A 21,772-nucleotide genomic window follows, 5' to 3' on the forward strand; every position below is an offset into this window, starting at 1 on the left:
GCGGTTCTGTGCCAGTAGCGACGTTTCAGGTGGCCCGCTGGAGCCGTGTCTTGACGAGGCTCATCAGATTGCGCACGGCCTGACTGATGAACCCGCGGCGCCCGTTTTTCGCCCGCAATGGCTGTACGACGAACACGGCGGATTTCGCATGCGTGGCGTGGATCGATACGACGCCGCGCTGCGGTGTGACATAGCGTTCGCCTTCATGCAGCGTGATCGATGTGACCGGGACGGTGTCGCCCAGCCACGCGAGAGAATGATCGCGGAAGTCGAGTTGCAGATCGCCTTCGACGGCCACGATCGAGGTTCGTGCGCGCAGATCGTGGACGGCTATCTGACCGGTAGCAACGCGCGAGGTGGCAGCATTGTGAGGTAAGCGGGTGCCAGGTTGAGTGCTGGGCATGATCGATTCCTTTAAACCGTTTGCATGCCATACAGCTTATTGAGTCCGTCCACGTGAAAACAGGCGCAATAATGGACAATGTGAACCGGTACAACGTGGAATTTCGGCGGCCTGTATCGGTTGGAATCACGCTGGTGTGTATCTGTTGCCGCGCGCGAACTATCCGCACCATCGGCTCATGAACTCTTCTACCTTTACACCAGATGCACAAGCGGTGTCGTGCACGGAAGCACCACCCGTGGCACAGCCCCCGGCCGGCCAGCCCCCGGACGGCCAGCCCCCGGACGGCCAGCCCCCGGAAGGCCGGCCCCTCTATCGCCAATTAGCCGATCAATACCGCCGTGCTATCGATCACGGCGTGTTGCGCCCTGGCGACCGTATGCCGTCGATGCGTGCGTTCATGCAGCGGCATGGCGTGAGCCTCGCCACGGCGACCGAGAGCTATCGCACCCTCGAACGCGACGCATTGATCGACGCTCGGCCACGCGCGGGCTATTTCGTACGCGCCCGTCAGGCAGCAGCGCTGCCGGCGGCAAGCGAGCCCGATCTCGCGGCCGCGCCCGGCGCCGCGCAGTTCGTCGGAATCCATTCGGCCATTTCGGCAATCGTGTCGAAATTCCAGCGCTATCCCGATGCGCTGAATCTGGGCGGCGCGACCGCCTCGCCCGATCTGTATCCCACGGATGCCTTGCAGAAAGCCGCGCTCCGCGCATTGCGCCGCCGGCCGACCTTGCTGACCGCGGCCGGACCCGATCAGGGCGATCCCGAGCTGCGCTCAGTCATTGCGCGCCGTGCGCTCGACGTCGGCATCCAGATCGGCGCGGACGACGTGATCATGACCCACGGTGGGATCGAGGCGGTGAACCTGGCGTTGCGCGCGGTCACGCAGCCAGGAGACACCGTCGCGGTGGAGTCGCCGTGCTTTTTCGGCTTGCTGCAGGCGCTCGAAAGCCTCGGCTTGCGCGCGCTTGAAATTCCGGCCAGTCCGACCACCGGTCTCGCTATCGAAGCGCTGACGTTCGCGCTGCAAACGCATCCCGACATCAAAGCGGTGGTGGTGGTGCCGAATCTGCAGAACCCGCTCGGCAGCGTGATGCCTGACACGCACAAGGCGCGGCTCGTGGCCCTGTGTGCGCGAGCCGGCATTCCGCTGATCGAAGACGATCCCTACCGCGAACTCGCCGACGCCGCGCAGCCGCCTAAATCGTTGAAGGCATGGGACACCGACGGCACCGTGATTCATTGCACGTCGTTCAACAAGACGCTCGCGCCCGGCATGCGGGTCGGCTGGATCAACGGCGGACGCTGGCATCCGCGCATCGGCATGCTGAAGTTCGCGCAGTCCCGGCATAACGAACAGTTGTCGCAAGTCGTGCTCGCCGAATTTCTGGAAACGAGCGCATACGAGCGGCATTTGCGGCGTCTGCGCGACCGTCTGCGGATGCAGCGGGAACGGATGGCTGCTGCTATTGCTGCATCGTTTCCCGAGGGGACGCGATTCACGCCGCCAGGCGGGGGGATGTTTTTCTGGATCGAACTGCCGCGCCAGGTATCGTCGTCGGCGTATTTCGATGCGGCTTTGGATGAAGGCATCCGCGTGATGCCGGGCACGGTGTTTTCGAACGCGGGGCGCTTCGATCATTTCATTCGTTTGAGTTGTCCGAGTACGGATCTCGATCAGGCCGACGATGCGGTGCGCAGGTTAGGGCGTCTGGCGGCGCGGATGACGACGCATGCGCGAACGCCGTAGCGGTTATCATTTCCCGCTGCGCCCCACGAATTGAATCGAACAAGGTGATCTCGCGATCCGTCATAGTGTGATGTGGAAGCTCAAGGAAACGGCGGGGTGCGCGAATCGCGTGAATGTGTCGACTACGATATCCGAGAACTGCAATGACCGACTCACCCTCATCTAAAACCGACTCACCTTCATCGAAAGCGAGCAACGCATCGTTGCCCGAAAGCCCGTTCGTCGACCGGCTCGGCGCGCAACTCGTCTCGGCCGCGGACGGCGCCAGCGAAGTCGTGCTGCCGTTGCAGCCCGATCACATGAACACGTGGGCTGTCGTGCATGGCGGCGTGACCATGACGCTCGCCGACGTCGCGCTCGCGATGGCCGCGCGCAGTCTGGCCGGCGACGGCGTCGGCGTGGTCACCGTCGAGATGAAGGTCAACTTCATGCAGCCGGGCCGCGGTGAGCTGCGCGCCGTCGGCCGCGTGCTGCACCGCTCGACCACCATGGCTTATTGCGAAGGCGAGATTCGCGACAGCGAAGGTCACTTCGTCGCCAAAGCGCTCGGTACCTTCAAATACATGCGGCGTCTCGCGGTGGGCCGCGACGTGACGCAACAGCGTCTGCGCACGGACCCTTCGGCGAAACCCGGTCCAAGCGACGGCTAATCAGCGGATGGACCGCGCGTGTTGAGCGCCACGCGCGCAGAAACCTCTCTTTGCAGACGCCGTTCGTTCGACGCCGTTCGTTCGAATTACTCGCCGATCACATCGGTAACCCATGGAGACGATCGTCATGCCCCAGATCAACCGTCAACTCGTGCTGGCTTCGCGCCCACAAGGCGCTGTCACGCCCGATAACTTCAAGCTCGTCGAAACCCCGCTCGCACCGCTCGCCGATGGTGAATTCCGCGTGCGCAACCATTTCCTCTCACTCGATCCGTATATGCGCGGCCGGATGAACGACAGCAAGTCGTACGCAGCGCCGCAGCCGCTGAACGAAGTGATGATCGGCGGCACGGTGGGCGAAGTGGTGGAGTCGAAGAATCCGAAGTTCGCGCCCGGCGATAAGGTTGTCGCGATGTTCGGCTGGCAGGAATATGGCACCTCGAACGGTGCGGGTGTGCAGAAAGTGGATGACACGCACGTGCCGCTGTCGGCGTATCTCGGGCCGGTTGGCATGCCGGGCGTCACCGCCTGGTACGGCTTGAACAGGATCATTGCGCCGAAAGAGGGTGAAACGGTGGTGGTGAGCGCGGCGAGCGGCGCGGTAGGCAGCGTGGTCGGCCAACTGGCCAAACTGGCCGGTGCGCGCGCGGTCGGCATCGCGGGCGGCGCGGACAAGTGCCGCTATGTGGTGGAGACGCTCGGCTTCCATGCCTGCGTCGACTACAAGGCCGGCAATCTGTATCAGGATCTCAAAGCGGTGACGCCGAACGGTGTCGACGGTTACTTCGAGAACGTCGGCGGCGAAGTGCTCGACGTGACGCTCGCGCGGATGAACGCGTTCGGACGTATCGCACTGTGCGGCTTTATCGCGGGCTACGATGGCCAGCCGGTGCCGCTCAGGCATCCATCGCTGATGCTCACGCAGCGGCTGCTGGTGCAGGGGTTCATCGTCAGCGAGCGTATGGAGGTGTGGCCTGAAGCGCTCAAGCAACTCGGCACGCTGGTCGCACAAAAGAAGCTGCAATACCGCGAGACTATCGCGCAAGGGCTCGATGCGGCGCCTGAGGCGTTTATTGGTCTGCTGAAGGGTAAGAACTTCGGCAAGCAGCTCGTCAAGCTGATCTGATCGCGGCGGCTGTCACGGCCTATGCGAGAAACGTTCGTCAAGGGTTTCGCCGGTGAACGTATGCCGGCGAGCCAAACCCGGGGGACTTGACCGGTTACCCCGAACCGCAAAACCCAGGAGCAAAAGCTGATGTTCGAATTCAAAGGCAAGGTGGCGGTGATCACCGGCGCCGCAAGCGGTTTCGGCCGTGCGTTCGCGGAAAAGGGTGCGTCGCTCGGCATGCAGCTCGTGCTCGCCGACGTCAATCCTGACGCGCTCGCGCAAACCGTCGACGTCTTGCGCGCCGGCGGCGCCGAGGCGATCGGCGTGCCGACCGACGTCGCCGACGCTGCCCAGGTCGAAGCGCTCGCGCAGGCGGCGCTCGACGCCTTCGGCAAGGTTCATCTTCTGTTCAACAACGCGGGCGTGGGCGCGGGCGGCTTTCTGTGGGAAAGCTCGGCGAACGACTGGGCATGGGTGTTCAACGTCAACGTGATGGGCGTCGCGCACGGCGTGCGCGTCTTCACGCCGATCATGCTGCGGCAGAACGAACCCGCGCATATCGTCAACACGGCGTCGGTGGCGGGCTTGTTGTCGCCGCCCGCAATGGGCATCTACAACGCGTCGAAGCACGCCGTCGTGTCGCTCACTGAGACGCTCTATCACGACCTGCAACTCGCCCAGGCGGCAAACCCGGCCCAGGCGGCGGGTAGCGGTGAGGTCGGCTGCTCGTTGTTATGCCCGGCCTTCGTGCCGACCGGCATCGCCGGCGCGGAACGCGCGCGGCCCGCGGAACTGCGCAACGACAGCGCCCCGACCCGCTCGCAGATCGCCGCCGGCAAGCAACTGCAACGCGCGGTGCAATCCGGCAAGCTGAGCGCTACCGACGTCGCCGAAATGACGTTCGAAGCGATCGCCGGGCGGCGTTTCTATATCGTCACGCATCCGGGCATCCTGGCGACGGTGAAACTGCGTCACGAGGATATCGAGCAGTTGCGCAATCCGACCGACCCGATGTCGTTGAAGCCCGAAGTGAAGAATGCGAGCTAGGCGCTCACCATGCCGCTGAATCCGAAGATCGAGCAGGTGCTCGACATGATCGCGCGCGCGAAGCGCCCGCAGCTTCACCAACTGACCCCGCAACAGGCGCGCGCGTCCTACGAGAAAAGCGCGCCGATTCTGGAGATTGCGAGTGCGCCGATGTTCGCGCTCGAAGATCTGCAAGTGCCGACGCGCGACGGCGCGACGCTTCGCGCGCGTCTTTATCAGCCAACCGAGCCGAGCTGGGCCGAGCCCGCGCCGGCGCTCGTGTATTACCACGGCGGCGGCTTCACGGTCGGCAGTGTCGACACGCACGACGCGTTGTGCCGCATGTTGGCGCGCGACGGCCGGTGTGCGGTGCTGTCGGTCGATTACCGGCTCGCGCCCGAGTACAAATTTCCCACCGCCGTTGAAGACGCATTCGATGCATTGGCCTGGCTGCACGCGCACGCCGCCGAATACGGCGTGGATGCAGCGCGGCTGGCGGTGGGCGGCGACAGCGCGGGCGGCACCCTGGCCACCGTGTGCGCGGTACTGGCACGCGACGCGGGCATCGAGCTCATGCTGCAATTGCTGATCTATCCGGGCACCACGGGCTACCAGCAAACCGATTCGCACTCGCGTCTCGCCAACGGCTTCCTGCTGTCGGGCGACACGATTCAGTGGTTCTTCAGTCAATACGTGCGCGATAAGAGCGACCGCGACGACTGGCGGTTCGCGCCGCTCGACGGCAAGCGCGGTGCGCCGGATTTCAGCGGCCTCGCGCCGGCATGGATTGCAACCGCCGAATACGATCCGCTAAGCGACGAGGGCGATGCGTATGCGGAGAAACTGCGCGCCGCGGGCAATCAGGTCACGCTGAAACGCTACCCGGGCATGATTCACGAGTTCTTCAAGATGGGCGGCTTCGTCGCCGAAGTCGCGCAGGCTCATCAGGATGCCGCCGCGGCATTGCGGGCGGCGTTTGGCGTCGAGTAGTCAGCGCTCACGCGATCTCGCGTTCCACATTGAACGCGAAGCTGCGCTCGAAGTCGCCGGGCCGCACGATCCGGTGCGAGCCGTTGTCGTCGCTGCGCTCAGCAACGGCCACGCCGATCACGTCACCGTGACTGACCACGCGCAACGCAGTCGTGCCGCGCGTGCCGTACTCGGGCGTTTCGATGAATGCCGCCGACAGCACCCGTTCCCGTTCGAGCGGAATGCCGGTGGACGGCAATTCGTCGTCGCGGGCGAGGCGAGGGTCGCGCATCAGATCGATCAGGCGTTCGAGCGGTGGCATCGCGTCACGCGTGAGCATGGCGCCGAGTTCCGCGCGCTTTTTGACCAGCTTAGGCCAGGCGGTATCGAGTACCGCGTTCGAGATCCCGTGCGTGCCGGGTGCGAGCAGCATGGGCGCGGCGTTCGATCGATTGCAGTACCAGCCGAGCTCGCGACGCGTCCAGTCGCCAACGAGCAGATTGAAGCCGTTGTAGATGTCGCCAGTGCGGGCGACGTGTTGCAGATAGTCGAGCGGTGTTTCGTGCGCTCCGTGGACCGTGCCATTTGCGGTGCCGCTGAGCCAATCGCTGACAAGCGTGCCGCGGGTCGGCGCATCGGCACGCATTTCATGAGGCGCGCGGTAATTGGTCAGCGCGGCGAACCGGCCGCCGCGCGACATGCCGAGCCACGTGCCGCCGCCCACCAGATCGCGGCCGGCCAGCACGCTCGGCGCGTCATGCCACCAATTGATCGGCTCGGCGGTGCGGCGGAAAAATTCGTCGCGATTCGCGGCGAGCGTGAAGAGCGGTCCATCGGACGCAGCGGGTCGCCAGTCGAAGACGATCAGGCACATCGGGGGGAGTCTCCCGGTGGGGGGCTTGAAAGCGGCAGAACTTGAAGTCCGCAGCTAGCCTGCCGCGACATTGACACGAAAAAGTTGCCCTGTTCAGACCTCGGTCGGCAACCCATACGGCAACGTCAGGAACGTCAGCGCCGGACCATCCGCCGCGCCCAGATGCACCGTGCCGCCTTCCAGCGCCGCGAGCTTGATCTCCACCAGCACGTCGACGCCACCCTCCGGCGCCGACGCCGCATTCACCACCATCCCGCATGGCTGGCCCGGATCGTTCGAGTGGAACAGCTCGGCGCCGGCCTTGACCGTCTCCAGTTCGCCCGCCACGTTCGCGAGCGAGGTGCGCCGCTTGATCGTGCCGCGATACTGGCTGCGCGCCACCACCTCTTGACCCGGATAGCAGCCTTTGCGGAAATTGACTGCGCCGAGCACGTCGAAATTGACCATCTGCGGCACGAACTGCTCGACCACGGGTTGCGTGATGCGCGGTTCGCCCGCGCGAATGTCGAGCCAATCCCATACCGCCGGCGACACGCGCTTGAGCTTCTGGTCGAGCAAGGGCAGGTGCGCCTCGATCGCGGCCTTCGGGCCGACCCACAGATAGCGCAGCCGGCCGAGCGCGTCCGGAACACGAATCAGCGAACCCGCCGTGCCGTCCACCTGCACATGCACGCCGTCTGGCAGTGCATCGAACACACCGGAGAGCGCGTGGCGCACGTCGCCCGCGAGACCGACCACGGCCAGTTCGCCGCTTGCGTCGACGAGCCTGGCCTTGGCGCGCAGGATGAACATCGACAGACGCTTCTGCACGGCAGCCTGAACGTCTTTCGACACCAGCAGGCGGATCGTCTCGCCGGTGCGCCACGTCAGGAACGACGCCAGCAGACGTCCCTTGGCCGAGCAGTAGCCGGCAAGGCGCGCGTTCGCCGTGTCGAGATGCTGGGTGTCGTTGGTCAACTGGGCGTGCAGGAAACTCGCCGCGTCATCGCCGGTGGCGTCGATCACGCCGAACTGCGTCAGCGGCATGTAGGCGCCGTGTCGGATAACGGCGTCGAACTCGTCGGCTGCCGGGCGGGGCAACGTAGGAAGTCCGGCAGAGGCGGTGGCCGTTGCTGGGGCCGCAGCGCCCGCGGAAGCAACTGCGGGCGTCACTGAAGTCGTGCCTGAAGCGGTAGCGAGCGGTGTGTTCATGGATTCCGAGAACAGTCAATTCTGACTTTAGCTAAGGCAAACAAGTATTATATGAGGTCCAACCCAGCCACGTTTCGCATGCCCCTTTTAAAGAAATGTTTCGTCGCCGGCTCAATCGTCGTTGTGCTGGCCGCAGCCGCAATCGCAGGCGGATATCACTGGGCCAACAGCCCGCTCGATTTGACCCCCGCGCAACTCGATGTCACCGTCAAACCGCACAGCAGCTTGCGCAGCGTCACGCTGCAACTCAACCGCGGCGGCGTGCCGGTCGAGCCTGAGCTGTTCGTTATCATGACGCGGCTGCTCGGACTGCAAAGCGATCTGAAATCCGGCAACTATGAGTTCAAGACGGGTATCACGCCGTATGAAGTGCTGCAAAAAATCGCGCGCGGCGACGTCAACGAATACGTGGCGACCATTATCGAAGGGTGGACCTTCAAGCGTATGCGTGCCGAGCTGGACGCCAATCCGGCGCTCAAGCACGACACGATCGGTATGAGCGACGCCGATCTGATGAATGCGATCAACGCACCGGAAGCGTCGATCGGCAACGGCGAGGGGCTGTTTTTCCCGGACACCTATCTGTTCGACAAGAACACCAGCGATCTGGACGTCTACCGCCGCGCGTACCGGCTGATGCGGCTGCGTCTGGACGAAGCGTGGACCGCGCGGGCGCCGAACCTGCCGTACAAGACCCCGTACGATGCATTGACCATGGCGTCGATCATCGAAAAGGAAACCGGCAAGCAATCCGACCGGCCGATGGTGGCGGCCGTGTTCGCGAACCGTCTGCGGGTGGGCATGCCGCTGCAAACCGACCCGACCGTGATCTACGGCATGGGTGACAGCTATGCCGGCCACATCAGGAAAAAAGACCTGCAGACCGACACTCCCTACAATACGTACACCCGGATGGGGCTTCCGCCCACACCCATCTCACTGCCCGGAGTCGCATCGCTGCAGGCGGCGATGAATCCGGCGCAATCCACCGCGCTGTACTTCGTATCGCGCGGCGACGGCAGCAGTATCTTTTCTGACACCCTCGGCGATCACAACAAGGCCGTGGACAAATACATTCGAGGGCAATGATGGCGCGGGGCAAATTCATAACGTTTGAAGGCATCGACGGTGCCGGCAAAACCACTCACCTGGGCTGGTTTCGCGAACGCCTCGAACAGAAGGTCGCGAGCACCGGCCGCTCGGTCGTGATGACGCGCGAGCCGGGCGGTACGCCGCTTGGCGAACAGATTCGCGAGATCGTGCTGCATCAGAAGATGGACCTCGAAACCGAGGCGCTGCTGATGTTCGCGCTGCGCCGCCAGCATCTGGCCGAAGTGATCGAACCGGCGCTTGCGCGCGGCGACTGGGTGCTGTCCGACCGTTTCACCGACGCGACCTTCGCCTACCAGGGCGGTGGCCGTGGCCTGCCGCGCGACAAACTGGAAACGCTGGAGCGCTGGGTGCAGGGTGGTTTTCAGCCGGACCTGACGGTGCTGTTCGACCTCGCGCCGGAAATCGCCAATGAACGGCGCAGCGCCGCACGCGATCCGGATCGTTTCGAAAGCGAGTCGGAGGCATTTTTCAACCGTACTCGTGCCGAATATCTGCGCCGCGCGGAAGAGGCACCGTACCGGTTCGCTATCATTGACTCCGCGCAGAGCATCGTCCGTATTCAGAAGAAACTTGAAGAATTGATCACAGTTCTTTGATTTTAAAAGAATACAATCCGGAATTATAACGCTAGACGAAGTTCGTTCGATGTCTCATAAAGCGCCGTCAACCGATTGATTTAAAAGAGAAACGATGATTTATCCGTGGCAAGCCGATGACTGGAACCGCCTGCAGCAGTTACGCGGACACTGGCCGCATGCCTTGCTGCTGCATGGCCAGGCGGGGATCGGCAAGCTGCGCTTCGCGCAGCACCTGGCGCAGGGACTCCTGTGTGAGGCCCAGCAGCCCAACGGCGAGCCCTGCGGCGCGTGCGTGGCGTGCAACTGGTTCACGCAGGGCAATCATCCGGACTATCGGATCGTTGTGCCTGAAGCGCTGGCCGCCGAAGCCGGTCTCGGTAACGCCGCGGACGAAAAAGCCGAGAAGGCCGACGGCGATGAAGGCAAGAAGACCCGCGCGCCCAGCAAGGAAATCAAGATCGAGCAGATTCGCGGCTTGCTCGATTTTGTCGGCGTCGGTTCGCACCGGGGCGGCGCGCGCGTCGTCGTGCTGTATCCGGCTGAGGGGTTGAATATCGCCGCGGCCAACGCGCTCCTGAAAACGCTCGAAGAACCGCCGGCAGGCGTGGTGTTTTTGATGGTGTCGGCGCGTGTCGACCGGCTGTTGCCCACCATCATCAGCCGCTGCCGCCAATGGCCGATGACCATGCCCGCGCCGCAAGTCGCCACCCGGTGGCTCGCCGCGCAAGGCGTCGACGAAGCGCCCGCGCTGCTCGCCGAGGCAGGCGGCGCACCGCTCACGGCTCTCGCGCTGGCGAGCGACGAAAACCGCGCGCTGCGTGACTGGACCCTCAAGCAACTGGCCGCCGGCGCCGGGTGCGACGCCTTCGCCTGCGGCGAGGCGCTGCAGAAACTGCCGGTACCCCTCGTGCTCGGCTGGCTGCAACGCTGGATGTACGATTTACTGGCGCAGCGCACGGCCGGCGCGCCGCGCTATTTTCCGCAGGCGTCGGCGGCGTTGACGCGTTGTGCCTCGCAAGCCGACGCCTGCGCGTTCGCGCGCTTCATACGCACCGTGACGCGCCAGCGTGCTGTCGAGAACCATCCGCTGAATGCGCGGCTAGTGTTCGAAGAACTGTTTATCGGCTATCGCGAACTGTTCGCGTAAGTCTGTTGACGGCGGACGCATGGATGGGCAGGCCCGCCTTGCTGCGCTCGCCGATGCATGCGTTCGCTGATTCGTCTTCCATTTCACGTTCAAAGCACCATGAGCCTTTCCTACCGCGATGCCACGCTCGACGATCTGCCCGCGATCGTCGCCATTTACAATTCGACCGTGCCGTCGCGGCTCGTCACTGCCGATCTCGAGCCGGTGAGCGTCGAAAGCCGTCTGGCGTGGTTTCACGCGCACGGTCCGCAAAAGCGCCCGCTGTGGGTGGTTGAAGATGCGCAGCAGCCCGGCCGTGTGACCGCATGGCTGAGTTTCTCCGACTTCTATGGTCGCCCGGCTTATCAGCGCACCGCCGAAGTCAGCATCTACCTGGACGAAAGCGCGCGCGGCAAGGGGCTCGGCAAGCAATTGCTGGCGGCTTCGCTTGCGGCGGCGCCGGCGCTTGGCATCGACACGGTGCTGGGTTTTATCTTCGGCCACAATGACGCAAGCTTGCGTCTGTTCCGCGGTTTCGGTTTCGATACGTGGGGATCGCTCCCGCGCGTTGCGGTGCTGGACGGGGTGGAGCGCGATCTGGTGATTCTCGGCAAGCGGCTCGACGCTGCTGCCGCCTGAATGACGGCCAGTTCCCGGCCGGCTGCGCGGCTGGGTTGGCGGCCGGGTTCACAGGCAGATTTACGACCGGACGCAGGGCCAGATTCACGGTCACGTGCGCGACCGGATGCAGAACCAGATTCACGATCAGATTGACGGCCAGATGCGCGGCCAGATTCACACCCAGCTACTTATCAGCAGGACATCATCATGTTTGTCGATTCGCACTGTCATATCAACTTTGAAGGACTCGCCGACCGCCTGCCGCAGGTGCTTGAGAACATGCGCAGCCATTCGGTCACGCATGCGCTGTGCGTCTCGGTCGATCTGGAGACGCTGCCTTCGGTGCTCGAAATCGCCAGCCAGCACGAGAACGTCTACGCGTCGGTGGGTGTGCATCCGGATCATGAGGACATGCGTGAGCCGAGCCTCGCAGAATTGATCGAACTGGCCGAACATCCGAAAGTGGTCGCGATCGGCGAAACCGGCCTCGACTACTACCGCCTCGAAGGCCGCACGATTGCCGATATGGAGTGGCAGCGCGAGCGCTTTCGCACCCATATCCGCGCGGCGCATGCCACGAAGAAGCCGCTGATCATTCACACGCGTTCGTCGTCGGAAGATACGCTGCGCCTCATGGCCGAGGAGCGCGCGAGCGAGCCGGGCGGCGTCATGCACTGCTTCACCGAACCTTGGGCGATCGCCGAGCAGGCGCTGGCGCAGAATTTTTACATTTCGCTGTCGGGCATCGTCACCTTCAAGAGTGCGACCGAGGTACAGGACGTGGCGCGCCGTGTGCCACTCGAGCGTTTGCTGATCGAAACCGATTCGCCGTATCTCGCACCCGTGCCGTACCGCGGCAAGCCTAATGAACCTGCGTACGTAAGTTATGTCGGACGCTTCATCGCGCAACAACGCGAGATGCCGGATACGGCGCTTGCCGCCGCGACCACACAAAACTTCTTCCGGCTCTTCAAGATTCCCGCGCCCGCTGGTGCGTGATCGATAAAGCTGATAAAGATCAAATGGATAGGGACATTTCCTAAAGCAAAATATGATGAATAATTCGACTTCGACCGCAGCGTTCCAGGAGGCTTCGGCCGTGCAAATCGCCCTCGCATCAGCACGCCGCGGGGTGTCGCGCGCGGCGCTGGCCGCCACGCTCGCCTGCGCCGCGCTGACCTCGCTGGTCGCTTCGCCGGTTCACGCCGCGCCGATCGACTCGCTTATCAAGTCGGTCAAATTCGACGACGTCGACGGCGTCAACAAGCTGCTCGCCAAGGGCATGGATCCGAACAGCGTCGACAACCAGGGCATGCCGCTGCTGGTGATCGCCGCACGCGAGAAGTCGGACAAGGTGGGCGCCGCGCTGGTCGCGAATCCAAAGACCAACATCGAGATCCAGGACAAGGCCGGCGAAAACGCGATGATGATGGCCGCGTTGAACGGCGACCTCGATTTCGTCAACCTGCTGATCGCGAAGGACGCCGAGGTCAACAAGAAGGGCTGGGCGCCATTGCACTACGCGGCCGCGAACGGCCACGACGACATCGTCAAGGTCCTGCTCGACCATTCGGCCTACGTCGACGCCGGCTCGCCCAACGGCACCACGCCACTGATGATGGCCGCGCGCGGCGGTCATGTGTCGACGGTGAAGCTTCTGCTCGACAACGGCGCGGACCTCACGGTGAAGAACCAGATCGGGCTGACGGCGCTCGATTTCGCGAAGACCTACAAGGAGCCGGACGTCGTCGAAGGACTCACCGCGCGCCTGCAGCAGATGCAGCAGAAGTGAGCGGTGCGAAGAACCGGTGCGCCGGGCGCCGGTAGGCCTGTCGCAGGAACATCGGCCGCCGGAGCGCGGGCCGCTGGTACGCCGGTCCAGTGTATCGCTCACTGGCCGACTGAACGCCGGGACATTAACCGTAAAATTGCGGGCAGCCAACGCCCCAAATTACACAAATTTGCCTGAAGATAGCGCTTGCAGGCCTGCTGCCGCTTCGCAAAACAGTGCAGAATGACGACTCGGCGTGCCTCATGGCGCGCCGTTTCGATGCGGCGCAAGACCGCCTGATAAACGACCCTGGAAAGGAACACCATGCTGCGGGCTTTGATTTTCGCCAGCGCGCTCGCCGTACCGCTATCGGCAGCCGCGTTTACGGGAGGCGACCTCAACAAGCTGTGCACGAAGACCGATGTGGCATCGCGCAGTGCGTGTGCCGCATACATCGAAGGCGCAGCCGACGGCATCTTCAACACGATCGACGCGATCGGCGGCACCACCGGGCCGCGCGTCGGCCAGTACTTCTGCCTGCCGCCGGACGCGCGTTCGGCGCAACTCACCGACGCGGTACGCAAGTACATCGCGGAAAATCCGATCGTCGCGGGCTACAACGCCAGCACGGCGATCTCGCTGGGGCTCGGCAAGGCGTTCCCTTGCAGGAGCGGTAATTGATCGCGTAGTTCAGGTTTGACATGCATCGCGACTGGCGCCTGCGCCGCGTGCCCGCATCGGGCAGCCCAGGCGTTTCAGCCGCGTTGACATTCGCTTCCATACCGGCGCAAGCCCGGCCGCCCGCTTCCCGGGCGCATGCTGTTTGTTCGCCTGACGCCCCCGGCCCCGCGCAATCCCCCTTTAGCGTCACGCCCACGCCACCTCATCCCGCCGCCGCCGCGCGCGGATCGACGCGCTACCGCCGTTGACATACGCCGCTTGCGCACGGATCCAGATTGCCATCGGCGTGCAGAATGAGTGCAACTGATCGGGCACCAAAGCGGTCGAACCGTCCATCTGACTCACGAACCTGGCGCGGTTTCATACTTTCATACGCTTTACTTGCCTGAGCTCATTGAAGCGTTGCGGCGCTCGAGACATGCCAGGCATCTGAAGCGCAAAGGCCGCGCTGTGCGAACCAAGGAGGATTACCAACATGGGCCGACTGATCGTCGTGTCGAATCGCGTCGCAACGCCGACGGAAACCAAAGGATCAGCAGGCGGCCTCGCGGTCGGCGTATTCGGCGCGCTGAAGGACGCGGGAGGCGTGTGGTTCGGCTGGAGCGGCGACGTGGTGAGCGAGACCGTCGCCAACGCCGGTCCAACGCTGGAGCAGGACGGCGCGGTGACCTTCGCGACCGTCGGCCTTACGCGCAAGGATTACGACCAGTACTACCGGGGTTTTTCGAACGCGACGCTGTGGCCGGTGTTCCACTACCGCAACGACCTCGCGCGCTACGAGCGCGAAGAGTACGCAGGCTACCGGCGCGTCAACGCATGGCTTGCGCACAAGCTGATCAAGCTGCTCGAACCCGACGACGTGATCTGGATTCACGACTACCATCTGATCCCGTTTGCCGAAGCGCTGCGCGCCGCGGGCATCACGAACCGCATTGGTTTTTTTCTGCACATTCCGTTTCCCGCGCCGCAGATTCTGCTCAACATTCCACCGCACGAAGAGCTGGTGAAATCGCTGTCATGCTACGACCTGCTGGGCTTCCAGACCGCGACCGATGAACTCGCTTTCCACGACTACGTGACGCGCCATGCGCGCGGCACCGTGACGGGCGGCAATCAGGTGGAAGCCTTCGGACGCAAATTGCGCACGGGCGTCTACCGGATCGGCGTATTCCCCGATGAAATCGCCGAACAGGCGCAACGCTACGAAAGCCGCCAGCACGTGCTCGACCTGAAGCAGAGTCTGGAAGGCCGCAAGCTGATCATGAGCGTCGACCGGCTCGATTATTCGAAGGGGCTCGTCGAACGTTTTCGTGCGTTCGAACAACTGCTGGAGCGCTCGCCCGAATGGCGCGGCAATGTCACGCTGGTGCAGATCGCGCCGCCTACCCGGTCGGACGTCGCCACCTATCAGAAGATCCGCCAGGATCTCGAATACGAAGCGGGGCGCATCAACGGCCGTTATTCAGGCCTCGACTACACGCCGATCCGCTATCTGAATCAACAGTACGACCGCTGGAAGCTGATGTCGCTGTTTCGCGCATCGCAGATCGGCTTTGTCACGCCGTTGCACGACGGGATGAACCTGGTCGCGAAGGAATATGTCGCCGCGCAAAATCCCGACGATCCGGGCGTGCTAGTGTTGTCGATTTTCGCGGGCGCGGCGGCGGAGTTGAGCGGCGCGCTGCTGGTCAATCCACACGATGCGATCGGCATGTGCGAAGCCTTGCAGCGCGCGCTGCAAATGCCGCTCGACGCGCGTCAACGGCGTCACGAGATCAACATGGCGGCGCTGCGCAAGAACGATCTCGGCGTGTGGCGCGATACCTTTCTGAACGATTTGCGCAATGTGCCCGTGCAGCAGCCGGGCAAGGGCGGCGGACATAAGTGATGATGCGTTTGAACGAAGTGGTTTTACGGGGCGCGCGGCAGTGCGCGTTTGACCGGACGGCGGTCGCATGCTGAGAACCTTGGCCATCGCGGGGTATCGGTCGCTACGCGAGTTGATCGTGCCGCTCGGGCAGTTGAATGTGATCACGGGGGCGAACGGCAGCGGTAAATCGAGTGTGTATCGCTCGCTGCGTCTGCTCGCGGAGACCGCGCGCGGCGGTGTGATTACTTCGCTCGCGCGTGAGGGCGGTTTGCAATCCACGTTGTGGGCCGGACCCGAACGCTTTTCGCGCGCGGTGCTGGCCGGCGAGCTGCCAGTTGAACCGCTGCGCCGCAAGGAGCCGGTGAGTCTGCGGCTCGGCTTTTCCGGCGATGAATTCGGCTATGCGATCGATCTGGGATTGCCGCCGCTCGATCGCGCCACCCGGTTCCCGCTCGACCCCACGATCAAACGCGAGTGCATCTGGAGCGGGCCGGTGCTGCGTCCGTCGGCCTTGCTGGTCGACCGGCACGTCGCCGCGCTGCACACGCGAGACGAGCAGGGCGACTGGCAAACCATCCCCCAACCCGTTGCCAGTTTCGACAGCATGATGACGGAGTTCTCCGATCCGCGCACCGCCCCCGAGATGATCACGGTGCGCGAGCAGATTCGCTCGTGGCGCTTTTATGACCACTTCCGCACGGATGCCGACGCGGCCGTGCGTCTGCCGCAGATCGGCACGCATACGCCGGTGCTCTCGAACGACGGCGCTGATCTCGCCGCGGCCTTGCAGACCATCCGCGAGATCGGCGACCCCGTCGCACTCGATGCCGCCCTCGACGACGCCTTTCCCGGCTCGCGCCTCGACATCGAGACGCAGGACGGCCGTTTCGAAGTGTCGATGCAGCAGCACGGCCTGCTGCGGCCGCTGAAGGGCGCGGAACTGTCGGACGGTACCTTGCGCTATCTGCTGCTGGTAGCCGCACTGTTGACGCCGCGCCCGCCCGCGCTGCTGGTGCTGAACGAACCGGAGACGAGCTTGCATCCGGACCTGCTGCCGGCGCTCGCGCGGCTCATCGCGCGGGCTTCCGCGCATTCGCAGGTGCTGGTGGTGTCGCATGCGGCGCGGCTGATCGCGGCGCTTGAGCGGGAGGACGGCAGCCAGTCGATCGTGCTCGAAAAGCATTTCGGCGCGACGCGCATCGCCGATGCGGATGATCTTGACCTGCCAGCGTGGAAATGGCCGGCGCGGTAAGCGTGGCGCTCCCATCGTATGTAAGCTGGCTGTAACATCGCACAGGAATTGCAAGGGCAAGGGCTTTTTGTTGCGCCCTGATGAATAATGCTTCGATGCGCGTGGTGCAGGCGGACTCGCGGCGCGCCCTGAAAACGGCAGGAGAAAGACTGGCGCTGCCATACCCGGCGCCGCTGACGCGCACCGCCATCGGCGTAAGCCGTCAGTTCACGGAGACAAAATATGAAGATTGCGCAGATCGCCCCCTTGACCGAGTCGGTGCCGCCCAAGCTGTACGGCGGGACGGAGCGCGTCGTGTCCTATATCACCGAGGCGCTGGTCGATCTCGGCCATGACGTGACGCTGTTCGCGAGCGGCGACTCCGTCACCAGCGCCAAGCTCGAAGCGGTATGGCCGCGCGCGCTGCGTCTGGATCCGGGTATTCGCGACCGTGTCGCGCCTCACATGCTGCTGATGGAACTGGTGCGCCGCCAGGCGGAAAACTTCGACGTACTGCATTTCCACCTCGACTATTACTCGTTTTCAGTCTTCAAACGCCAGGACACCCCCTTCGTCACAACAATGCACGGCCGTCTTGACTTGCCCGAGCAACAGCCGGTGTTCGACACCTTCAATACCGCGCCGGTGATCTCGATTTCGAATGCGCAGCGTCATCCGTTGCCGCAGGCGAGGTGGCTCACCACGGTCTATCACGGTCTGCCGGAGCAGCTCTACACGCCGCAGCCCGTCGAGCAGAAGTACCTCGCGTTTCTCGGCCGGATTTCGCCCGAGAAGCGCGTGGACACGGCGATCCGGATTGCCGGCCGATGCGGCATGCAGATCCGCATCGCCGCGAAGGTGGATGCCGCCGACCGCGAATACTTCGAACGCGAGATCCGGCCGTTGCTGGACTTGCCGTATGTCGAGTTCATCGGCGAAATCGCGGATAACCAGAAGGCCGAGTTTCTGTCGGGCGCGCATGCGCTGCTGTTCCCGATCGACTGGCCGGAGCCGTTCGGGCTCGTGATGATCGAAGCGATGGCGTGCGGCACGCCGGTGGTCGCGTTTAACCGCGGCTCGGTGCCGGAAGTGCTGGAAGACGGCGTGACAGGTTTTATCGTCGAAGACGAGATAGGTGCGGTGGCGGCGGTCAATCGTCTGCATAAGGTGCCGCGCACGGGCGTGCGGCAACGCTTTGAGGAGCGCTTCACTTCGCACCGGATGGCGCAGCAGTATGTGGACGCGTATCAGTCGGTGATTCGTGCGCAGAAGCGTGCACGCTTCAAGGTGATCGATACGTCGGGAGGTTGAGTGGCGCTTCGCTGACGGGGCGCCAGCGCAAAAAAGAACGGCGGTGCGGTGCGCATCGCCGTTTTTTTTATTGCCGCCGCAACGAGGCTAAAAGTCTCGAGGAACCACGACAGATCTGCCAAGGCCCGCCCGCGGCTGCGGGAAGCGGCGGCCGCCTGAAACTATTGCAGCCGCACTGAACCCGTGCAGCACCGACGCCCGCCTGGCGGATTGGCCTGCGTCTGGCCCGGCTACCGCCGCGTGCGAAACCGGCGGGTCAGGCGCAGGCCGTACACCGAACGCCTGCCTAGATCTTCAGGCGCGTCACCTTGGTGCCGTTGATCGAAATGTCGCCCATCAGGCCGGTATTGGTCAACACGAATACCTCGACCGGCGCGGTTGCCGTGGTGGTATCGATTGAGCCGTTCGCGCCCATCTTCACCAGCGCAACGGAGGCGTCGCCGCCTGCTGACCAACCGTCGGCATTGCGGAATTTGTCGAGCGCGTCCTGCGTCATGAACAGGAAGATGATGGCCTTCGACTGCGCGCCCGCCGTCAGACCGAACGAACCGGAAATCGTGCTGTAGTAGCCCACCGTGCCGCCGCCCACGCGCAGCGAACCTTCGCCATACTGACCGCCGACGACGAAGCCCACTTGCAGAACCGAAGGGAACACCAGTACACCACGCGCCTTGGAGACGAGTTCGCGCGAACCCTTCACCGTCGTAAACAGCCGCGACATGGTGCCGTCGACGCTGGCGTCGATCGACTGGCGTTTGGAGGCATCAGTGGCGGGTGTGTCGTGGTTGCTGCCGTTCGTCGTACAACCAGCGAGTGCAAGGCCTCCGAAAGCGAGTGCAGCGGTAGTCTTCAACATGAAGTTTCGTCTTTGCATCGTTTTTCTCCATCATGGTTCCTGGGCACAACCTCATGTGGTGTTGCCGGGTTGCCCTTGAGTTATATCACACGCAAGCGTAAAAGGCGTACTTCGTCGTTAGGCGAAAAGCCTTGTGTGGCGGGGGTTTGCGTCCGATCGTAAGGTGCTGCGATGTAATTTTGACCGGCGTCAGAAGCGTGTCGAAAGAAGCGCGGACAGCGCGTTCGACCGGGCTCCCGACGAAACGTGCCGGGCATGACTCAGCACGGCGGCGGCGGGGTCGAACGTGTATTGGGTACCCGTTTTTACCGATTTTTCGCTGTTGCGATTCGCATTGAAATCGAACTGAAAGTGTTGCCTCGGCGCCGCATCGCATCCTTACCCATGATTTGCCGGACTTTTGACCGGCGGACGCCGCAATGCACGGCGAATCATGCCGATCAACACGCCAATCACAAACAACGCGACAGCCGGCACGATCCAGTAGCCGACGAATGCATGCCAGAGGTAAGCCATGAGCGTGGAGCGGCGCACGCTGTATTCATCGCGGGCATCCTGCTGGCGTGGCGCATTGGCGGCCAGCACATCCGCCGGACAGCCGGCGGCTTGTGCTTCATCGGGCTTGCCATGGCAGTGCGCGGGCGCGCCGGTGGCGCGTTGGCCGTCGGTGAAATTCCAGGTAGTCAGCGCACGGTCGAGGTCGACGGCGTTATACGCCATTTCCTCCCGGATTTCGCTGACCGCAACGATCGCCACGGGCACGGCCCAGAATACGATGACGACCAGCCACCGCCTCAACCAGCGGTTTTTATGCTTCGATACCATCCTTGCCTCCGATCGATGCTCTGCAGCACCAACGACAAGATGGCGGCCCGTCTAATGTTGTATATGGGGGTGGGCCGTCTCCGCAGCCATCATAGAAGAAAAACGATGCGTTCGGGCGGATGCACTCTGAACGGCGGGGGGCGCGAGGGAAAGCGTTATAGCGGGGAGCAGGCGTCAGGCAAAAAGAAGAGCAGCAGCCGCGCCGGACAATGGCGCGGCCCTGTTCGAGCAAAAAAAACGTGGCTGGCTGCGCGGCGTGTGGGCCGCGCCAATGGTCCCGCGTTTAGTTTAGTTAGCGGGCTTCGACGACAGGCAGGTGCTCATGAAGGCCTTGCGGTCGTCGCCTTTCTTGCCGGTAGCCTGGACATTGCACGCTTTCATCTTGTCCTGCTGGCTCATCGGCGCGGCAGCGGCCGGCTTGGCCGACAGGCAGGTCTTCATGAAGGCTGCGCGGTCGTCGCCTTTCTTGCCGGTGGCCTGCTTGTTACAGTCGGCCATTTTCGTTTGCTGGCTGTTCTGCGCGAACGCCGGCGAAACGAGGACCGCGCCCAGCACCAGCGTAGCGATAGCGGATTGGATTTTCATGTGACACTCCATCGGTGGTGAAAACGTTTTTGGTCGTTCGTGTGCGCGGGCTTTGACGGCGTAGAGGCTTCCCGCAGCGCGTTCATTATGGCAAACGCTGTCTGCCAGAACGGACAGAAGCGCATTCTGGTTGACAAGCGCCCACGCTGGTTTTCCCCTACGCGCGAGGCGCGGCATTACAGCGGTGATTGAAACGGCTGAATCGTAGCGGTGTAGGAATATGTTATGCAATCCGCACTAATTGGTGGGAGCGCTTGTAAACGAATTAGCACTTCCTCATTCATTCGGATGTCCAAATATCAAGCATGCAAATCCGTATTGTTGCAAATGCAAATGAATAGGAAATCGGCAGAAAATGCCGTTGACGATCATCGGAGTAATATTGACCCGAATCGCTGCGTCAGGACGCTGCTCGTCAACTTTGTCACCCCGGCGAAAGGAGGCTTGCCATGCACTACCTGTTGATGTACGACCTCGTGCCAGACTATCTCGAGCGGCGCGGTGCCTATCGCGACGACCATCTGAAGCTCGCGTGGGCGGCGGCGGGACGCGGTGAGTTGCAGCTGGGCGGGGCGTTGGGCGAACCGGTGGATACCGCCGTGCTGCTCTTCGAAGGCAACTCTCCCGCTGCCGCCGAAGCCTTTGCCAAGGCCGATCCGTACGTGCTCGCGGGACTCGTGACGCGCTGGCGCGTACGCCCATGGATGACCGTGGCGGGCGAGGGCGCGGCGAACCCGGTACGCTAGAAACCAGCCTCTCGATCACACTCGCGCGGTGTCGAGAGGAATGCGAATAGCATATGCGAGGCGCTGTGCTGGCTTGCGCGGCCATTGCGCCATGGTCTAACCGGCCGCTATCCGCGCATTGCGCCCAGCCACTGCGCGGCCGCGCGAAAGCACATCAAAAACCCATCAAAATTCGTTGAGTTCCGAGCGCTGATTTCATAAAGGCTATTCTCCGCTGTTACGCTGCCATTGTGCTGTGCAATAGCGTCCTTCGGCGCCGGAACTAACAACGGTTCTGTTACAGCAATGCGTGAAATGGCGTAGCAAAAAGGACAAGTTTGTTTCCATCCGTAACACTTGTCTCCGTGATATTCACGCAAACCCTGGTGATGGTATGCTTCGTGCACAATTCTCCCATGCACGAGTGAGACCACGTTCTGTGCTTCGCAATAGGGACAAACCGCACTAACCCGGTGCGATATTGACCAACAACAGAACGTACAAAACA

The 21,772-nt window shown here is 63.1% G+C and carries 23 protein-coding genes; 16 read left to right on the plus strand and 7 right to left on the minus strand.

The genetic code is table 11. The annotated features are described in order from the left end of the window. Positions 1–25: 25 nt before the first annotated feature. A complete protein-coding gene (locus PQR53_RS17585; RefSeq protein WP_408456145.1) occupies positions 26–403 on the minus strand; it encodes a hypothetical protein in 378 nt (125 codons plus the stop codon). Positions 404–581: 178 nt separating this feature from the next. Here PQR53_RS17585 and PQR53_RS17590 point away from each other — a divergent pair, with 178 nt between their 5' ends. The 5 genes from PQR53_RS17590 to PQR53_RS17610 all read left to right on the plus strand — a co-directional run bounded on the left by PQR53_RS17590 (position 582) and on the right by PQR53_RS17610 (position 5,927). Continuing rightward, the gene (locus tag PQR53_RS17590; protein WP_408456147.1) at positions 582–2,153 is read left to right on the plus strand and encodes an aminotransferase-like domain-containing protein; all 1,572 of its coding nucleotides are present in this window, start codon (positions 582–584) and stop codon (positions 2,151–2,153) included. Between the two features lie 143 nt (positions 2,154–2,296). Beyond that, on the plus strand, positions 2,297–2,803 hold the full coding sequence (locus PQR53_RS17595; RefSeq protein WP_408456150.1) for a PaaI family thioesterase: 507 nt from the start codon (positions 2,297–2,299) through the stop codon (positions 2,801–2,803). A 127-nt stretch (positions 2,804–2,930) separates the two neighbouring features. Further along, on the plus strand, positions 2,931–3,929 hold the full coding sequence (locus tag PQR53_RS17600) for an NADP-dependent oxidoreductase (protein WP_408456152.1): 999 nt from the start codon (positions 2,931–2,933) through the stop codon (positions 3,927–3,929). 129 nt (positions 3,930–4,058) lie between these two features. Beyond that, positions 4,059–4,958 (plus strand): SDR family oxidoreductase, encoded by a 900-nt coding sequence (locus PQR53_RS17605; RefSeq protein WP_408456155.1) that lies wholly within the window; start codon positions 4,059–4,061, stop codon positions 4,956–4,958. A gap of 9 nt (positions 4,959–4,967) precedes the next feature. Then, entirely contained in the window at positions 4,968–5,927 is a 960-nt protein-coding gene (locus PQR53_RS17610; RefSeq protein WP_408456157.1) for an alpha/beta hydrolase, read from the plus strand. Between the two features lie 7 nt (positions 5,928–5,934). Here PQR53_RS17610 and PQR53_RS17615 read toward each other — a convergent pair whose 3' ends face one another. Together PQR53_RS17615 and ygfZ are read right to left on the minus strand one after the other, a co-directional pair. Then, positions 5,935–6,780, minus strand: coding sequence for an NRDE family protein (locus PQR53_RS17615; RefSeq protein WP_408456159.1), 846 nt, complete (start codon positions 6,778–6,780; stop codon positions 5,935–5,937). 93 nt (positions 6,781–6,873) lie between these two features. Beyond that, a complete protein-coding gene (gene ygfZ, locus PQR53_RS17620; RefSeq protein ID WP_408456161.1) occupies positions 6,874–7,971 on the minus strand; it encodes a CAF17-like 4Fe-4S cluster assembly/insertion protein YgfZ in 1,098 nt (365 codons plus the stop codon). A gap of 78 nt (positions 7,972–8,049) precedes the next feature. Between ygfZ and mltG the strand changes: the two genes are divergently transcribed. The 7 genes from mltG to PQR53_RS17655 all read left to right on the plus strand — a co-directional run bounded on the left by mltG (position 8,050) and on the right by PQR53_RS17655 (position 13,861). After that, positions 8,050–9,060, plus strand: coding sequence for an endolytic transglycosylase MltG (mltG, locus tag PQR53_RS17625; protein WP_408456163.1), 1,011 nt, complete (start codon positions 8,050–8,052; stop codon positions 9,058–9,060). Further along, positions 9,060–9,680 carry a dTMP kinase gene (gene tmk, locus PQR53_RS17630; RefSeq protein WP_408456165.1) on the plus strand — a complete coding sequence of 207 codons (621 nt, stop codon included), beginning with the start codon at positions 9,060–9,062 and terminating at the stop codon, positions 9,678–9,680. The genes mltG and tmk overlap by 1 nt, the downstream gene beginning before the upstream one ends. A 94-nt stretch (positions 9,681–9,774) precedes the next feature. Continuing rightward, the gene (locus PQR53_RS17635) at positions 9,775–10,809 is read left to right on the plus strand and encodes a DNA polymerase III subunit delta' (RefSeq protein ID WP_408456167.1); all 1,035 of its coding nucleotides are present in this window, start codon (positions 9,775–9,777) and stop codon (positions 10,807–10,809) included. 99 nt (positions 10,810–10,908) lie between these two features. Next, the gene (locus PQR53_RS17640) at positions 10,909–11,427 is read left to right on the plus strand and encodes a GNAT family N-acetyltransferase (protein WP_408456170.1); all 519 of its coding nucleotides are present in this window, start codon (positions 10,909–10,911) and stop codon (positions 11,425–11,427) included. Positions 11,428–11,616: 189 nt separating this feature from the next. Continuing rightward, a complete protein-coding gene (locus tag PQR53_RS17645) occupies positions 11,617–12,408 on the plus strand; it encodes a TatD family hydrolase (protein WP_408456172.1) in 792 nt (263 codons plus the stop codon). A gap of 52 nt (positions 12,409–12,460) precedes the next feature. Beyond that, the gene (locus tag PQR53_RS17650) at positions 12,461–13,201 is read left to right on the plus strand and encodes an ankyrin repeat domain-containing protein (RefSeq protein ID WP_408456174.1); all 741 of its coding nucleotides are present in this window, start codon (positions 12,461–12,463) and stop codon (positions 13,199–13,201) included. Positions 13,202–13,504: 303 nt separating this feature from the next. Beyond that, complete coding sequence (locus tag PQR53_RS17655; protein ID WP_323043780.1) at positions 13,505–13,861, plus strand: Rap1a/Tai family immunity protein; 357 nt, start codon at positions 13,505–13,507, stop codon at positions 13,859–13,861. Between the two features lie 186 nt (positions 13,862–14,047). On the opposite strand, the gene PQR53_RS17660 is transcribed toward PQR53_RS17655, so the two are convergent. Continuing rightward, positions 14,048–14,197, minus strand: coding sequence for a hypothetical protein (locus PQR53_RS17660; RefSeq protein WP_408456177.1), 150 nt, complete (start codon positions 14,195–14,197; stop codon positions 14,048–14,050). Positions 14,198–14,336: 139 nt separating this feature from the next. Between PQR53_RS17660 and otsA the strand changes: the two genes are divergently transcribed. The 3 genes from otsA to PQR53_RS17675 all read left to right on the plus strand — a co-directional run bounded on the left by otsA (position 14,337) and on the right by PQR53_RS17675 (position 18,273). Next, positions 14,337–15,749 (plus strand): alpha,alpha-trehalose-phosphate synthase (UDP-forming), encoded by a 1,413-nt coding sequence (gene otsA / locus PQR53_RS17665; RefSeq protein ID WP_408456180.1) that lies wholly within the window; start codon positions 14,337–14,339, stop codon positions 15,747–15,749. 67 nt (positions 15,750–15,816) lie between these two features. Next, positions 15,817–16,983 carry an AAA family ATPase gene (locus tag PQR53_RS17670; protein ID WP_408456182.1) on the plus strand — a complete coding sequence of 389 codons (1,167 nt, stop codon included), beginning with the start codon at positions 15,817–15,819 and terminating at the stop codon, positions 16,981–16,983. A gap of 222 nt (positions 16,984–17,205) precedes the next feature. Continuing rightward, positions 17,206–18,273 carry a glycosyltransferase family 4 protein gene (locus PQR53_RS17675; protein WP_408456184.1) on the plus strand — a complete coding sequence of 356 codons (1,068 nt, stop codon included), beginning with the start codon at positions 17,206–17,208 and terminating at the stop codon, positions 18,271–18,273. 286 nt (positions 18,274–18,559) lie between these two features. On the opposite strand, the gene PQR53_RS17680 is transcribed toward PQR53_RS17675, so the two are convergent. From PQR53_RS17680 to PQR53_RS17690, 3 genes are all read right to left on the minus strand, one after another. Continuing rightward, positions 18,560–19,147, minus strand: coding sequence for a BPSL1445 family SYLF domain-containing lipoprotein (locus PQR53_RS17680; RefSeq protein ID WP_408456186.1), 588 nt, complete (start codon positions 19,145–19,147; stop codon positions 18,560–18,562). A 360-nt stretch (positions 19,148–19,507) separates the two neighbouring features. Continuing rightward, positions 19,508–19,954 carry a hypothetical protein gene (locus PQR53_RS17685; protein WP_408456188.1) on the minus strand — a complete coding sequence of 149 codons (447 nt, stop codon included), beginning with the start codon at positions 19,952–19,954 and terminating at the stop codon, positions 19,508–19,510. A gap of 288 nt (positions 19,955–20,242) precedes the next feature. Then, positions 20,243–20,539, minus strand: a complete 297-nt coding sequence (locus PQR53_RS17690; RefSeq protein WP_408456190.1) for a PsiF family protein — start codon at positions 20,537–20,539, stop codon at positions 20,243–20,245. A gap of 449 nt (positions 20,540–20,988) precedes the next feature. Here PQR53_RS17690 and PQR53_RS17695 point away from each other — a divergent pair, with 449 nt between their 5' ends. After that, positions 20,989–21,285: a YciI-like protein gene (locus PQR53_RS17695; RefSeq protein WP_408456192.1), complete on the plus strand. Its 297-nt coding sequence runs from the start codon at positions 20,989–20,991 to the stop codon at positions 21,283–21,285. The last annotated feature ends 487 nt before the right edge of the window (positions 21,286–21,772 follow it).

Origin of the sequence: Paraburkholderia fungorum (assembly GCF_046027605.1) — a bacterium.
Taxonomy (GTDB): Bacteria; Pseudomonadota; Gammaproteobacteria; order Burkholderiales; family Burkholderiaceae; genus Paraburkholderia; species Paraburkholderia fungorum_F.

Bases quoted from the DNA above. Each gene is read 5' to 3' on its own strand.
- PQR53_RS17660 (WP_408456177.1), bottom strand. From the start codon at position 14,197: ATGGACGGTTCGACCGCTTTGGTGCCCGATCAGTTGCACTCATTCTGC.
- tmk (WP_408456165.1), top strand. From the start codon at position 9,060: ATGGCGCGGGGCAAATTCATAACGTTTGAAGGCATCGACGGTGCCGGC.
- PQR53_RS17585 (WP_408456145.1), bottom strand. From the start codon at position 403: ATGCCCAGCACTCAACCTGGCACCCGCTTACCTCACAATGCTGCCACC.
- PQR53_RS17680 (WP_408456186.1), bottom strand. From the start codon at position 19,147: ATGCAAAGACGAAACTTCATGTTGAAGACTACCGCTGCACTCGCTTTC.
- mltG (WP_408456163.1), top strand. From the start codon at position 8,050: ATGCCCCTTTTAAAGAAATGTTTCGTCGCCGGCTCAATCGTCGTTGTG.
- PQR53_RS17650 (WP_408456174.1), top strand. From the start codon at position 12,461: ATGATGAATAATTCGACTTCGACCGCAGCGTTCCAGGAGGCTTCGGCC.
- ygfZ (WP_408456161.1), bottom strand. From the start codon at position 7,971: ATGAACACACCGCTCGCTACCGCTTCAGGCACGACTTCAGTGACGCCC.
- PQR53_RS17695 (WP_408456192.1), top strand. From the start codon at position 20,989: ATGCACTACCTGTTGATGTACGACCTCGTGCCAGACTATCTCGAGCGG.
- PQR53_RS17590 (WP_408456147.1), top strand. From the start codon at position 582: ATGAACTCTTCTACCTTTACACCAGATGCACAAGCGGTGTCGTGCACG.
- PQR53_RS17675 (WP_408456184.1), top strand. From the start codon at position 17,206: ATGAAGATTGCGCAGATCGCCCCCTTGACCGAGTCGGTGCCGCCCAAG.
- PQR53_RS17635 (WP_408456167.1), top strand. From the start codon at position 9,775: ATGATTTATCCGTGGCAAGCCGATGACTGGAACCGCCTGCAGCAGTTA.
- PQR53_RS17690 (WP_408456190.1), bottom strand. From the start codon at position 20,539: ATGAAAATCCAATCCGCTATCGCTACGCTGGTGCTGGGCGCGGTCCTC.
- PQR53_RS17605 (WP_408456155.1), top strand. From the start codon at position 4,059: ATGTTCGAATTCAAAGGCAAGGTGGCGGTGATCACCGGCGCCGCAAGC.
- PQR53_RS17685 (WP_408456188.1), bottom strand. From the start codon at position 19,954: ATGGTATCGAAGCATAAAAACCGCTGGTTGAGGCGGTGGCTGGTCGTC.
- PQR53_RS17595 (WP_408456150.1), top strand. From the start codon at position 2,297: ATGACCGACTCACCCTCATCTAAAACCGACTCACCTTCATCGAAAGCG.
- PQR53_RS17645 (WP_408456172.1), top strand. From the start codon at position 11,617: ATGTTTGTCGATTCGCACTGTCATATCAACTTTGAAGGACTCGCCGAC.
- PQR53_RS17615 (WP_408456159.1), bottom strand. From the start codon at position 6,780: ATGTGCCTGATCGTCTTCGACTGGCGACCCGCTGCGTCCGATGGACCG.
- otsA (WP_408456180.1), top strand. From the start codon at position 14,337: ATGGGCCGACTGATCGTCGTGTCGAATCGCGTCGCAACGCCGACGGAA.
- PQR53_RS17640 (WP_408456170.1), top strand. From the start codon at position 10,909: ATGAGCCTTTCCTACCGCGATGCCACGCTCGACGATCTGCCCGCGATC.
- PQR53_RS17600 (WP_408456152.1), top strand. From the start codon at position 2,931: ATGCCCCAGATCAACCGTCAACTCGTGCTGGCTTCGCGCCCACAAGGC.
- PQR53_RS17670 (WP_408456182.1), top strand. From the start codon at position 15,817: ATGCTGAGAACCTTGGCCATCGCGGGGTATCGGTCGCTACGCGAGTTG.
- PQR53_RS17655 (WP_323043780.1), top strand. From the start codon at position 13,505: ATGCTGCGGGCTTTGATTTTCGCCAGCGCGCTCGCCGTACCGCTATCG.
- PQR53_RS17610 (WP_408456157.1), top strand. From the start codon at position 4,968: ATGCCGCTGAATCCGAAGATCGAGCAGGTGCTCGACATGATCGCGCGC.